The organism is Kineococcus sp. NPDC059986, from assembly GCF_040702905.1.
In the GTDB taxonomy this organism is placed as follows: domain Bacteria; phylum Actinomycetota; class Actinomycetes; order Actinomycetales; family Kineococcaceae; genus Kineococcus.
In genome coordinates, this window is sequence record NZ_JBFBND010000010.1 from 109675 (window position 1) to 122237 (window position 12563).

Annotated in this window: 12 protein-coding genes and 2 riboswitches; of the genes, 2 read left to right on the top strand and 10 right to left on the bottom strand. The window is 73.6% G+C overall.

All coding sequences use genetic code 11. The annotated features are described in order from the left end of the window. Positions 1-15: 15 nt before the first annotated feature. The 9 genes from AB0637_RS10115 to AB0637_RS10155 all read right to left on the bottom strand — a co-directional run bounded on the left by AB0637_RS10115 (position 16) and on the right by AB0637_RS10155 (position 8184). Complete coding sequence (locus tag AB0637_RS10115) at positions 16-108, bottom strand: putative leader peptide (RefSeq protein ID WP_366171870.1); 93 nt, start codon at positions 106-108, stop codon at positions 16-18. Between the two features lie 7 nt (positions 109-115). Next, positions 116-210, bottom strand: a riboswitch (SAM riboswitch). Between the two features lie 94 nt (positions 211-304). After that, complete coding sequence (locus AB0637_RS10120; RefSeq protein WP_366171962.1) at positions 305-1156, bottom strand: GNAT family N-acetyltransferase; 852 nt, start codon at positions 1154-1156, stop codon at positions 305-307. A gap of 223 nt (positions 1157-1379) precedes the next feature. Further along, a complete protein-coding gene (locus AB0637_RS10125; protein ID WP_366171872.1) occupies positions 1380-1754 on the bottom strand; it encodes a rhodanese-like domain-containing protein in 375 nt (124 codons plus the stop codon). 142 nt (positions 1755-1896) lie between these two features. Then, on the bottom strand, positions 1897-2133 hold the full coding sequence (locus AB0637_RS10130) for a hypothetical protein (protein ID WP_366171874.1): 237 nt from the start codon (positions 2131-2133) through the stop codon (positions 1897-1899). Then, a complete protein-coding gene (locus tag AB0637_RS10135; protein WP_366171876.1) occupies positions 2130-3497 on the bottom strand; it encodes an NtaA/DmoA family FMN-dependent monooxygenase in 1368 nt (455 codons plus the stop codon). The genes AB0637_RS10130 and AB0637_RS10135 overlap by 4 nt, the downstream gene beginning before the upstream one ends. A 10-nt stretch (positions 3498-3507) precedes the next feature. After that, positions 3508-4701: an LLM class flavin-dependent oxidoreductase gene (locus AB0637_RS10140; RefSeq protein WP_366171878.1), complete on the bottom strand. Its 1194-nt coding sequence runs from the start codon at positions 4699-4701 to the stop codon at positions 3508-3510. A 44-nt stretch (positions 4702-4745) separates the two neighbouring features. Continuing rightward, positions 4746-4859, bottom strand: a riboswitch (SAM riboswitch). A 150-nt stretch (positions 4860-5009) separates the two neighbouring features. After that, a complete protein-coding gene (locus tag AB0637_RS10145) occupies positions 5010-5897 on the bottom strand; it encodes a carbohydrate ABC transporter permease (protein ID WP_366171880.1) in 888 nt (295 codons plus the stop codon). Further along, positions 5894-6907, bottom strand: a complete 1014-nt coding sequence (locus tag AB0637_RS10150; protein ID WP_366171882.1) for a sugar ABC transporter permease — start codon at positions 6905-6907, stop codon at positions 5894-5896. Before AB0637_RS10150 ends, AB0637_RS10145 begins: the two co-directional genes overlap by 4 nt. After that, positions 6904-8184 (bottom strand): hypothetical protein, encoded by a 1281-nt coding sequence (locus tag AB0637_RS10155; protein WP_366171884.1) that lies wholly within the window; start codon positions 8182-8184, stop codon positions 6904-6906. Before AB0637_RS10155 ends, AB0637_RS10150 begins: the two co-directional genes overlap by 4 nt. Positions 8185-8481: 297 nt before the next feature. Here AB0637_RS10155 and AB0637_RS10160 point away from each other — a divergent pair, with 297 nt between their 5' ends. Both AB0637_RS10160 and AB0637_RS10165 read left to right on the top strand, forming a co-directional pair. Beyond that, positions 8482-9525, top strand: a complete 1044-nt coding sequence (locus AB0637_RS10160) for a LacI family DNA-binding transcriptional regulator (RefSeq protein ID WP_366171886.1) — start codon at positions 8482-8484, stop codon at positions 9523-9525. 54 nt (positions 9526-9579) lie between these two features. Next, entirely contained in the window at positions 9580-11391 is a 1812-nt protein-coding gene (locus AB0637_RS10165) for a beta-galactosidase family protein (RefSeq protein WP_366171888.1), read from the top strand. 30 nt (positions 11392-11421) lie between these two features. Here AB0637_RS10165 and AB0637_RS10170 read toward each other — a convergent pair whose 3' ends face one another. Beyond that, entirely contained in the window at positions 11422-12408 is a 987-nt protein-coding gene (locus tag AB0637_RS10170; protein WP_366171890.1) for a family 43 glycosylhydrolase, read from the bottom strand. Positions 12409-12563: the final 155 nt, after the last annotated feature.

The window sequence follows — 12563 nt, forward strand, 5'->3', positions numbered from 1 at the left end:
CGCGACGGACGGGGGTCAGACCCCCGCGCAGACCGCCGAGCTCAGCCGACCCAGGTCGACGTGGCGCCGGCGGACCAGCAGGCTCCCGGGTGCGGTGCAGGAACTCATCTCGCGACTCCCATCGGTCCTGGCGGAAGCACCCTCGCCCGATGGTTCGGGGGGTTGCTGCGACGTCGACGAGCCAGGTCTCTCGGTCGCTCTGGATGGACAGTGCAACGGTAGCCCACGGGGTCGGGTTTCTCCAAGCACCCCACGACGTCCCGTCGGCGCGACGGGGCGGCGGGGGGTCCGGGACGCCCGGAGATCAGTGAGTCGTCCGCGGGGATGCGTTGCGCCCGTGGAGGACTGGGACGACGTCGACACCGAGGGCGAGCAGGGTGCCACCGGCGACGACGCGGGTTTCCCGTCCGGGCAGTCGCGCGAACCCGAGGGTGGCGCAGAGGGAGTGCGCCGCAGTCGTCCTCGGCCCGGAGTTCAGGACGACCCGCTGCAGTCCGCGCCGACGTGCCACGTCGACGGCGTGCCGGGCCAGCGCTGTCCCGACGCCGCGACCACGGGCGGGGACCGCGGTCGCCAGCAGCTGCAGGTCGAGCTCGCCGTCGAGCGTCAGGGAGCTCAGGACTCGCCCGGGACGCGGGAGCGTCATGGTGCCGAGCAGTTCGCCGGAGACGGCGTCGACGGCCACCCACAGCTCCGCCTCGCGGGCCCGCGTCGCGGCGTCGGCGATCTGCCCGGCGTCGTCGTCGGGGAGATCGCCGTCGGCGGCGTAGGCGTCCAGGCCCAGCCGGCAGACGGCCTCGAACTCCTCGGGACGGACCAACCGCACCAGCAGCCCCGGAGCGGGCTCCACGTCCCGGCCGAAGACGGCGAGCCGGGAACCCCCGCGGCCCAGGCGGTGCTCGCGTTCGGGCAGGCGGGTGAAACCCGACCGGTGGTAGAGCCGTTGGGCGGTCTCGTTGCGGGCACCGGTGTCCAGCACCACGCGGGCGAACCCCCGGGCCCGCGCTTGCGCGACGGCGTCCTCGAGCAGCAGCGCGCCCAGCCCGCGGCGGCGGGCGGCGGGGGCGACGGCCAGCAGGCGGAACTCCAGTTCGTCGGGTTCGGCGAAGCGGGCGTGCTCGGTGCCTCCGGCAGCCAGGGTCGCGGTGCCCAGCAGTTCCCGCCCTCACCGTCGGCCTCGACGGCGACGCGGACGTCGGCGGTCCGCGCCCGGCCTGCCGCGTCACGCAGGAGCGCCGCCCGTCCGGCGTCGGGCGGGTACGGGCCCACCGAGAACCCGCTCACCGTCAGCTCTCCGACCGCGTCGAGCTCGTCGGGGCGTGCCGACCGGACGGTCAGCGTGGGCACGCCCGCCGAGACGGGGTCGTCCGTGGTGGTTCTCATCCGGCCTGCGCGGGTTCCTCGGTGGCGAGCCCGGCGGCCTTCCACGCCGGGAACCCGCCGTCGACCTGGACGACGTCCCTGAACCCCGCGGCGAGCAGCTCGGCGGTGACGGGGCCCGAGCCGGCGGGCGATCCGCAGATCACGACGATCTCCTGGTCCTTGCCGGTCAGCTGCTCCAGCGCGCCGGGCTCCCCGACGGCGAACGCGCGGCCGACCTCGGTCTTGGCGACGACGACGGCCTGCGGCAGCTCACCGTGGGCGGCCCGGCCGGCGTCGCTGCGGACGTCGACGAACAAGGCGCCTCCGGCGACGGCGCGGCCGGCGGTCTCGGCGTCGACGAGGGGGGCTTCGGGAAGGGGGGTCTGGATCACGTCACTCCTGCGTCTGGTCGGGGGTCCGCTCACGCGGTCGCGCGGGCGGGTTCGGGCGGGTGCACGGTCGACCGGCCGCGCCACTCCTGCGCGAGCAGTTCGTAGGAGCGGAACCGGTCGGCGGCACGGTACGTCGCCGGCGTCACGAGGACCTCCTCCGCCCCCGTGACCCGGGCCAACGCCTCGAGCCGGGTGACGACGGTACGGCGGGGGTCGCGCTCGAGACGCCGGGGGACAGGTGGTGCTCGGCGAGCCAGAACCCGCGGTAGCCCCAGTCGTCCGCCGCCCGGGCCAGTTCCAGGGTGCCGCCGATGCCCGCCCCGAGTCCCTCGTGCTCGCTCTCGGGGGCGAGGTCGAGGACGGACAGGTCCACGCTCACGCCGGCTGCGCCGCCCGGGCCGGGGACAGACCGAGGTTCTCCCGCAGCGTCGTCCCGGTGTACTCCGTGCGCAGCGAACCCCGTTCCTGGAGCAACGGGACCACCGTGTCGACGAACTCGTCGAGGCCGGTCGGCACCACGGGAGGGTGCAGGATGAAACCGTCCGAGCCGTCGTTCTGGACGAAGTCGTCGAGCTGGTCGGCGACCGTCGTGGGGGTCCCCACGAACGTCGCGCGGGTGGTGACCTCGATGACGGTCTCGCGCAGGTTCAGGGCGCCGCGCGCAGCGATCTCGCGCCACCGCGCCACGACGGCGTTAAGGTCGGGGTCGTGGACCGCCCGTCCCCTCCAGCGCGGCGCAGCAGTGGTGTCGGCGTCGAACTCCGGCAGCGGGCCCTCGGGGTCCCGCTGCGACAGGTCGCGGTTCCAGACCTGCTCGGCCAGCGCGAGGGCGGTCGCGGGGCTGACCTGCTGGTGGGTGAGTTCGCGTGCCTTCTCCTGGGCGTCCGCGACGCTGTCGCCGAGGACGACGCCGGCCGAGGGCAGGATCTTGACGTCGCTCGCCAGTCGCCCGTGCCGCACCGCCCGGGCCTTGACGTCCCGGTAGAAGGGGACGGCGTCCTCGGTGCGCCGGAAGGGGGAGAAGATCGCGTCGGCGTTGGCGGAGGCGAACTCCCGGCCCTGGTCGGACACGCCGGCCTGGATGACCAGCGGGTGCCCCTGCGGGGGGCGGGGGACGTTGAACCGGCCGCGGACGTCGAACTGGTTCGTGTGCAGCTCGAAGGCCCCCACGCCGTGCCGGGCCAGGAACTGCCCGGTGGCGCTGTCTGCCAGGACCTCACCGGAGCTCCAGGAGTCCCACAGGGCGCGGACGGCGATCAGCACCTCCTCGGCCCGCTCGTAGCGCTGCGAGCGGTCGAGGTACCCGCCACGGCGGAAGTTCGCCCCCGTGAACGCGTCGAAGCTGGTGACGACGTTCCACGCGGCGCGGCCCCCGGAGAGGTGGTCGAGGGAGGCGAACTCGCGGGCCAGTTCGTAGGGTTCGTTGAACGTGGTGTTGATGGTCCCGGCCAGGCCCAGGTGGTCGGTGACCCCGGCCAGGGCGGCGAGCACCGTGAAGGTGTCGGGCCGGCCCACGACGTCGTTCTCGTAGATCTCACCCGCGTGCTCGCGCAACCGCAGGCCCTCGGCGAGGAAGAACAGGTCGAAGAAGCCCCGCTCGGCGGTGCGGGCCAGATGGGCGAAGCTCTGGACGTCGATCTGGCTGCCCGCGGCCGGATCCTGCCAGACGGTGTGGTGGTTGACGCCGGGCAGGTGGGCGCCGAGGACGATCTGCTTGCGGGGCTTGCCGTCGGGGATGCTCACGGGTTCCTCCTCAGATTGCGGCGTAGCGGTTGGCGGGCCTGGCCAGCCCGAGGTGGTCGCGCAGGGTGGCCCCGGTGTAGCCCCGGCGGAACGCCCCTGCGGACTGCAGCAGCGGCACGACCTCGTCGACGAGGGCGGGCAGGTCCGTGGCGTTCACCGCCGGACGGAACCGGAAGCCCTCGATGCTCGCCTCGCGCCACAGGAGCAGGCGCTCGACCAGGCCTGCGGCGGAGTCGGCGACGACGAGCGCGTCGGAAACGAACGCCTCGCCGTCCACGGTGTCGAGCCGGTCGAGGCGGTTGCGAGCCGACGCGGCGTCGGAGCCGAGGGCCACCACGAGGTCGGCGTGGACCTGCAGAGGTGGTCCCACCCGGCCGACGGCGGTCTCCGCGGCGCGCACCTCGGCGACGATCTGGCGGGCGTCATCCGTGTCGTGCGGCGTCACGAAGACGACGTCCGCGCTCACGGCGGCGAACTCGTAGGCGGTCCGGGCGTGCGCCAGCGCGGTGACGACGGGTTGGCCCTGCGGCGGCCGGGGGGTGATCGAGGGCCCGAGGACCGAGAACCAGGGGGTCTGCACCGCGACGCGGTGCAGCTGCGTACGGTCGACGAACCGTCCCGAGGCGGTGTCACGGACGACCGCGTCGTCCTCCCAGGAGTCCCAGAGCGCCCGGACGGTGTCGACGACCGCACGGCCCTCGGCGAAGAGGTCCTCCACCGCCGCGGCGACCTCGGGGTCCGACAAGGTCTCGCGGGAGACCGTGGGGACCGCACGCCGTCCGAAGAGCTCGGCCTCGTGGGCGCGGGCCGAGACCTGGGCCCGCCAGCCACCGCGTCCGGAACTGACGTGGTCGAGCGTCGCGAGCGCCTTGGAGACGTGGAACGGTTCGGTGTGGGTCGTCGTGACGGTGGGGACCAGCCCGATGCTGGTCGTCACCAGAGCCAGCCGGGCCGCGACGAGCAGCGCGTCCAGGCGACCGGCGACGCGGTCGGTGCGGTCGTCGGACGGCCCGAAGTGGCTGCCCTGGAGTCCGAGGGCGTCCTCGATGGTGACGAGGTCGAACAGCCCCCGTTCGGCCTCGCGGACGGTGTCGCGCCAGAACGCGGCGGTGAACAGCTCGTCGGCGCGGGCGCCGGGTTCGCGCCAGGACGCGGGGTGCCAGCCCGTGGACTCCAGGGCCACGGAGAGGTGGAGTTCGGACACGGTTCTCCTCCTGCTGTCATGACGACACGCAGGCGTCCGGCGGGTCATCGCGCTTGCCGTTCCCGTTGCGGGAACGGCCAGGTCGTCACCCGGGGCACCCCACCGCGGAGGAGGGTTGCCGGCCAGCGAGCCGGGGCTTGTCGCTGACGCTCTTGACCTGGGGAGAGACTGCCACGCACGACCACCCGGAATCAAGGACCGGGCCGCGGTGCTCTCGGGGGGCCACCGACCGCTCGTCCGCGACGTCGGCGGGCCCCGACCGCACCGCGGTCGGGGCCCGGGGAACTGTCAGCGAGGCTCGGCGGGTCTCAGCCGCCGCCCATGCCGGTCTCGGCGACCCCGCGCACCAGCCAGCGCTGCAGGACGAGGAACACGAACAGCACCGGCAGGAGCGAGAGGAGGGCGGCCGCGAACAGGCCTGAGTAGTCGAACGTCTGGGCCGTGAGGAACGAGGACAGGTACACCTGGACGGTCACCGCGCCCGATCCGCCGCCGGCGACGACGAGGGGCCACAGGAAGGCGTTCCACGACCCGACGAACCCGAGCACGGTGAGCGCCGAGGCGAAGGCCAGCGTGTTGGGGACGACGATGCGCCGGAACACCCCGAAGTACCCCAGGCCGTCCAGTCGCCCGGCCTCCTCGAGCTCCTTGGGGAAGTTGAGGAAGAACTGCCGGAACAGGAACACGTTGAACGCGCTGAACAGGCCCGGGATGATGAGCCCGCGCAGCGAGTCCACCCAGCCGAGGCGCGCCACGATGAGGAAGTTCGGCAGGAACGTGGTGGCGGCGGGGATGAGCAGCACCACGATGGTCGCCGAGAACAGCGGCTTCGCCGCCCGGTTGGGGATGCGGGCCATGGCGTAGCCGGCCATCGCCGCCAGGACGATCTGCCCGCCCGTCAGGACGACGGCCATGACGGCCGTGTTGAGCATCGCCCGCGGGAACGTCGGGTCCTGCAGGACGCGGGAGAACGACGACCAGTCCGGGTCCGAGGGCCACAGCACGAAGGTGCGGCTCGCGACGTCGGCGGCGGGGGAGACGGCCGTCTTGACCATGATGTAGAAGGGCAGCAGGAACAGCAGCGCCACGAGGGTGACGGCGAGGTACCGGGCGACGTTCACGCCCGCACGGGCGGCCTGGCGCCGTCCGGCCCCTGCAGCCCGCGGGACCGACCGGGTCAGTTGCGCGGTGCTCATGCTCGAACCCCTCCTCGACGGCGCCGGGGCGCCTTGGTGCGGTCCTCCGCGGCGCCGAAGCCGAAGAAGCGCGTCTGCAGCAGTGCCACCACGACCATGATCGCGGTGAGGATGAGCGCCCCCGCCGAACCGAGCCCGAAGTCGCGCTGGGAGCCGAGGGCCACGTTGTAGAGGTAGACCAGCGGCGGCCGCGTCGAGGGGTTGGTCGGGACGAGGTTGATGAACTCGTCGAAGGCCTGGAAGGCCGCCACGAGCAGGAGCAGCAGCACGGCCGCGACCGTGGGTCGCAGCTGCGGCCACGTGATGTACCGGAACCGGCGGAACCCGGCGGAGACGCCGTCCAGCATCGCCGCCTCGTACAGGACCGGCGGGATGCGCTGCAGCCCGGCGAGGAACAGCACCATGTAGAACCCGACCTGCAGCCACAGGCGGACGCTGACGAGCACGATCCACCAGAAGGGCGAACTGCCCAGCCAGGAGATCGAGGAGATCCCGACCGCGCCCAGGACGCTGTTGGCGACCCCCGAGGGCAGGCCCGAGAACAGGGCCAGCTTCCACACCAAGGACCCGACGACGTAGGAGCAGGCCACGGGCAGGAAGAGGGCGGAGCGGTAGAACGCCTGGAAACGGGGCAGGCCGTTGACGAGGACGGCCAACCCCAGGGACACCGCCATCGTCACCGGGACGATCAACAGGGCGTAGACGAAGAACGTCACGAGGCTGTTCGTGAAGGCGTCGTCGGTGAGGAAGTGCGTGAAGTTCCCCAGCCCGACGAACCGGGTCGGGGTGAGGGTGCCGCGGGCCTCGAAGAAGCTCAGGCCCGTGCTCCAGACGATCGGGACGAGCGTGAAGACGACGAGACCGACGAGGAACGGGGTGACGAACACCCAGAACGCCAGCCGGCTGCCCTTCACCGTCGTGCCCCGCGAGGGGGTTCCCGACCCCGCCGGGCGGGACGGGACCGGCGAGGTCCCGCCCCGTCCCGGCGCGGACGCGGTGCTGCTGCTCACGACGCGAGGGAGTCGAGGGTCTGCTGGCAGGTCTTCTGCGCGGCCGCCAGTTCCGACGCCACGTCGGCGCCGTTGGTGAGCATGCGGGTGGCGGCGTCGGTGAGGGCCGTCCCCATCGCCGGAGCCCAGAACGGCCCGGCGGTGTAGCCCCACTGGCCGGTCAGGTCGACGACCTGCTTGGCCAGACCGTCCTGCAGTTCGGTCGTCGATGCGGCGGTGGCCGTCTTCGGCGGCACGTGGAAGCCGAAGCCGACGGCGAACTTCTTCTGGAAGTCGGCGTCGTCGATCCACTGCGCCTTGGCCATCGCCTTGCCCGCGTCGACGTTCGAGGCCTTGGCGGCGACCTGCTCGTTCCACTGCGACACCAGGACGGCCTGCTTGCCCGACCCGCCGACCTGGGGGACGGCCATGACGCCGAGGTCGTCGCCGAGGGCCTTCTTCATGGCCGGCAGCGCCCACATGCCCTGCCAGGTGATGGCGGCCAGGCCGGCGTTGAAGGAGGTGGGGTCGGTCCAGTCGGTCGGCGACCCCGTGAGCATGGCGCCCGCCTTGTAGGCCTTCTGCAGCGCCGTCAGACCCGCGACCACCTCGGGCGTGTTGAACGTGACCGTCTTGTTGTCGGCGCTGAGGAAACCCGGGCCGGCGGCGACCGCGATGGCCTGCGAGAACACGCCCGCGCCGCCGTCGTTGCCGAAGAACAGGCCCTTCTGGTTGCCGCCGGTGAGCTCGACCCCCGCCTGCAGGAGCTCGTCGAACGTCGTCGGGACCGCGATGCCGGCCTTCTGCAGCATGCTCGGGCGGTACCAGAGCAGCTGCGGGTCGGTGATCATGGGGATGCCCCAGATCTTCCCGTCGATCGTGACGGGTTTGAGCGCGACCTCGCTGAACTGGTCCTTGATGGGCTCCATGACGTCGGACAAGTCGGCGTACAGGCCCTTGCGGGCCGAGGCCGGGTCGATGGCGTTGTTCTCGAAGACGTCGACACCGCTGCCGGACAGCAGCCGCGAGGACAGCTTGGAGGCGTAGTCGCCGAGGGTCCACTCCACGGTGACGGTGGCCGGCTTGTAGCTCTTGGCCCAGTCCGTCACCGCCTGCTGGACCCCCTGCTCGCCGTACTGGTGGTACCACTGCGACAGCGACGTGCCACCGCCCCCGCCGCCGCCCCCCGTGCCGCCGTCGTTGCTGCCGCAGGCGCTGAGGGCGAGCGTCGTGGCCCCGGCGCCGAAACCGGCGAGCAGGCTCCGGCGGGAGAACCGGGAGGAGGTGGTGGGCGCCATGTCGTGCTCCTTCGCGAGGGCGCGCCGAGGCGACGCGCGATGTCGGAGACGGTCACCGGTGACCGCCCTCGTCGGTGCCGGCGACCCCGCCGGAAACCTCTGTCGGCGATGTTAGCGCGAACAGGGACCGCGTCAACCCGCCGCGGCGATCGTCACCGAACCGCTACGCTTCTGCGGTCCCCGGCCCTGGTGCACCTCCGGTGCGTCCCGGCGTCCACGACTGCACGCGGGATCGGGCAGGGGCAGACGAGGAAGGGGCCGGCGATGCCCGGTGAGGTGTCCGCTGAGGTGCTGCAGGTGACGTCAGCCACGTCACCACCCGCGTCGCCGCCGCGCCGCAACCCGTCGCTGGCCGACGTGGCCAAGGTCGCGGGGGTCTCCTCCCAGACCGTCTCGCGCGTGGTCAACGGCCACGGGAACGTCGTCGCGGCGACCCGCGAACGCGTCCTGGAGGCCCTGCAGGCCGTCGGCTACCGGCCCAACGCGGCCGCCCGCGCCCTGGCCACCGGCCGCTCCCGCGCCCTCGGCGTCCTCACCTTCTCGGTCTCCCGGCTCGGCGACGTGCGCTCGCTGTCCGGCATCTCGGCGGCCGCGTCGCGGGCGGGCTACTCCATCAGCCTGCTCAGCCTGCGCGAGGCGACGACGACGGGCGTGGACGCCGGCATCGCCCACCTCACGGGCCAGGACGTCGACGGCCTCGTCATCATCGAGGCCGAGGTGCTGGACTCCCCGGTCTTCTCCGTGCCCGCCTCCGTCCCCCTCGTGGTCACCGATGCCGTTGCCTCGCAGCGCTACCCGAACGTCGACACCGACCAGGCCGCCGGGGCGGCGCTGGCCGTGGACCACCTCCTGCGGCTGGGGCACCGCACCGTGCACCACGTGACCGGCCCCGGCAGCTCGCGCGCCGCGCGGGAGCGTCGGCGCGCCTGGGAGGGGGCGCTGCGCTCCCAGGGGCGGCCCGTGCCGTCGGTCCACGTCGGCGACTGGAGCTCGGCTTCGGGGTACCGGATCGGTCGCGTCCTCGCGCACCGCCCGCCCGGGGAGGTCACGGCCGTCTTCAGCGCCAACGACCAGATGGCGCTGGGGGTGCTGCGCGCGTTCCACGAGGCCGGCGTCGACGTCCCGGGGGACGTCTCCGTCGTGGGCTTCGACGACACGGCCGAGGCGGGTGACTACTGGCCGCCGCTCACGACCGTCCGGCAGGACTTCGAGGGGGTGGGGGAGCTGTGCGTCTCGCTGCTGCTCGACCAGATCCAGCACCCCGGCCCGGTCTCGACGCGGACGCACCGGGTGCCCGTGCAGCTCGTCGTCCGGGCCTCCACGGCCCCACCCAGGGCCTGACCGGGTGGCGCGAACCATGTTCGCGCGAACATCTGAGGGGGTAGCGTGCCGCGCGTGACGCTCGCTCCCGCCACCCACCCGCTCGCGGTGGGACCCGACGGTTTCCTCCGTGACGGCCGCCCGCACCTGCTGCTGTCCGGCGCCCTGCACTACTTCCGCGTGCACCCGCGGCAGTGGGCCGACCGGCTCGCCCACGCGGCCGCGCTGGGTCTGAACACCGTCGAGACCTACGTCCCCTGGAACCTGCACGCCCCCCGGCGGGGCGAGTTCCGCACCGACGGTGCCTGCGACCTCGGGGGTTTCCTCGACGCGGTCGCCGCCGCCGGCCTCGACGCCGTCGTCCGCCCCGGGCCCTACATCTGCGCCGAGTGGGACAACGGTGGCCTGCCGGTCTGGCTGACGCGCTCCGGCGTCCGGGTCCGCACGGACGACCCCGGCTACCTCGCGGCGGTCGACGAGTTCCTCGGCGCGGTCTACGACGTCGTCCGCCCGCGCCAGGCCGACCGCGGGGGACCGGTCGTCCTCGTGCAGGTGGAGAACGAGTACGGCGCCTACCCCACGGGGACGGACGCGGCGGCGCGCGCGGCGCACCTGCAGCACCTCGTCGACGTGACGCGGGCCGCGGGCATCACCGTGCCGCTCACGACGGTCGACCAGCCCACGGACGAGATGCTGGCCGCGGGGACACTGCCGGAACTCCTCACGACCGGGTCGTTCGGGGGCCGCGCCGCCGACCGGCTCGAGACCCTGCGCCGGCACCAGCCGGACGGGCCGCTGGTCTGCTCGGAGTTCTGGATCGGGTGGTTCGACCACTGGGGTTCGCACCACGGGACGACGTCGGTCGCCGACGCCGCGGCCGAACTCGAGGCCATGCTCTCGCGCGGGGCGGGCGTCAACGTCTACATGTTCCACGGCGGGACGAACTTCGGGTTCACCAACGGCGCGAACGACAAGGGCACCTACCAGCCCACGATCACCTCCTACGACTACGACGCCCTCCTCGACGAGGCGGGGCGACCGACGCCGAAGTTCCACGCGTTCCGGGACGTCATCGCGCGGTACGCCGAGGTGCCCGCGCCGGTGCCGGTCTCGCACCCGGAACCCGCGCCGGTCCTGGCGGCGAGGTTCTCCGCGGCCCGCCCGCTCGCCGGCCTGCCGACCGGGCCGGAGCTGGCCTGGACCGGGACCGAACCCCCGGTCCTGGACGACCTCGAGGTCGCCTCCGGGGAGGTCGTCCGGATCGCCTGGATCAGCGGGACCTCCTGCGGTGCGCAGGGTCCGACGTTGTTCGAGGTCGGTGAGGTGCGGGACCGCGTGACGGTCCTGCTCGACGGGGTCCGCCTCGGCACGCTGTTCCGCGAGCACCACGACCGCTCCCTCGTCCTGCCCCCGCACGCGGCCGGTGCGCGCGTCGACCTGCTCGTCGAGGACGCCGGCCGGGTGAACTACGGAGCCCGGCTGGGGGAGACCAAGGGGCTCGTGGGTCCGCTGCTGGTCGCGGGGGAACCCCTGCGGGACGCCGTCGTGTGCCCCGTCGACCACGAGGCGTTGGCGGCTCTCGTGACCCCCGACGCCGGGGCGGACGTCGACCGGCTCGTCGGCCCCGTCCTGGCGGCGGCCGAACTGCAGGTGGCCGGACCCGTCGACCTGTTCCTCGACACTTCGCGCTGGGGGCGGGGGGTGGCGTGGTTCAACGGTTTCGCCCTCGGCCGGTACTGGCGGCACGGGCCGCAGCGCAGCCTCTACGTCCCGGCACCCGTCGTCCGCGCGGGCCGCAACGTCGTCACCGTGCTGGAGTTCGACGGGGCGCCGGACGCCGTCGTGACCACCCTGCCGGACCTCGCGCTCGGCCACACGGAGGCCTGACCCGCCCACGGCCCCGGGCGGGAACCGCCCTCACCAGCGCCAGGGGCGGACGGTGAGGGCGTCGGGGGACACGTCGACCTCGTGGAACTCGGCGCGGACCGTCGGGGTCCCCATCCCGCGGTGCAGGACGAGGGCCGTGCGGCCGTCGAAGGTGTCGAGCAGCATCCCGTGGCCGGCGCCGCCGCCGACGAGCACCTCGCGCTGCTCCCAGGGCCCCGTCAGGTCCCCCGAGCGCGACAGCGCCCACGTCTGCACGTACTCGGTGCCCCGCCCCCGGTAGGAGGACCACAGGCAGGCGAGCGCGCCACCGGGGAGCCGGCGCAGTTGCGGCCCGTCCGTGACGTAGGGGGCGAGCGCGGTGTTCCCGGGTGTCCGGTCCGCCTGCCAGGACGCCTCGGACCCGCGGAAGAGGTGCACGGGCGGCCCCGCGGCGCCGGACAGGTCCGGCTGCAGCGGAACGGCTTCGACCGTCCCGTCGAGGAGCTGCACCCACTCGTGGGCGTAGACCATCCACGGCCGGCCGTCCCGGTCGGTGACGAGGGTGCCGTCGAGCGTCATGGCGTCGGCCGGCGGGACGGGCGCGGCGGGGTCGACGAGCGTGAAGGGGCCGTCGGGGTCGTCGGCCACCGCCACGACGGTGCCGCGGGCGGCCGGGGTCAGCCGCCACCGCGCGTCGTCCGAGCGCAGCAGGAAGGACGTCCCGCCCTGCCGGGGGGCCGGCAGTTCCGCCGCGGGCTGGTGCAGCGTCGTGAAGAGGTGGAACCGTCCGCCCCAGGCGTGGACCTCGGGCGCCCAGGGGGAGGACGTCGGATCGGCCCAGCACCCGTCGGGGACGGAGAACACCCGTCGCGGGGCCGACCACGTCCGCAGGTCGCGGCTGTGCCGGACCTCGACGCCGGCCGGGTCGCCACCCACCCCCTGGTAGAGGCGGTACGTCCCGTCGTGCGCCAGGGGCAGGACGTACGGGTCGTGGACGGGCAGGGACGCGAGGGGGACCTGTGGGTCGTCGGCGGCCACGCTCCGACCCTAGTCGGGGCCGAGCGGGTGGTGCGGTGCCGCCGTGCGGGTGAGCCGGACTGGAGTGCGGACGTCCGCCGATCGACATCCTTGGTGTGCAGCAACAGAGCAGAGCCCTCGCCTCGTGGTGGCGCCACGTCAGTCCCGCGGCCCGC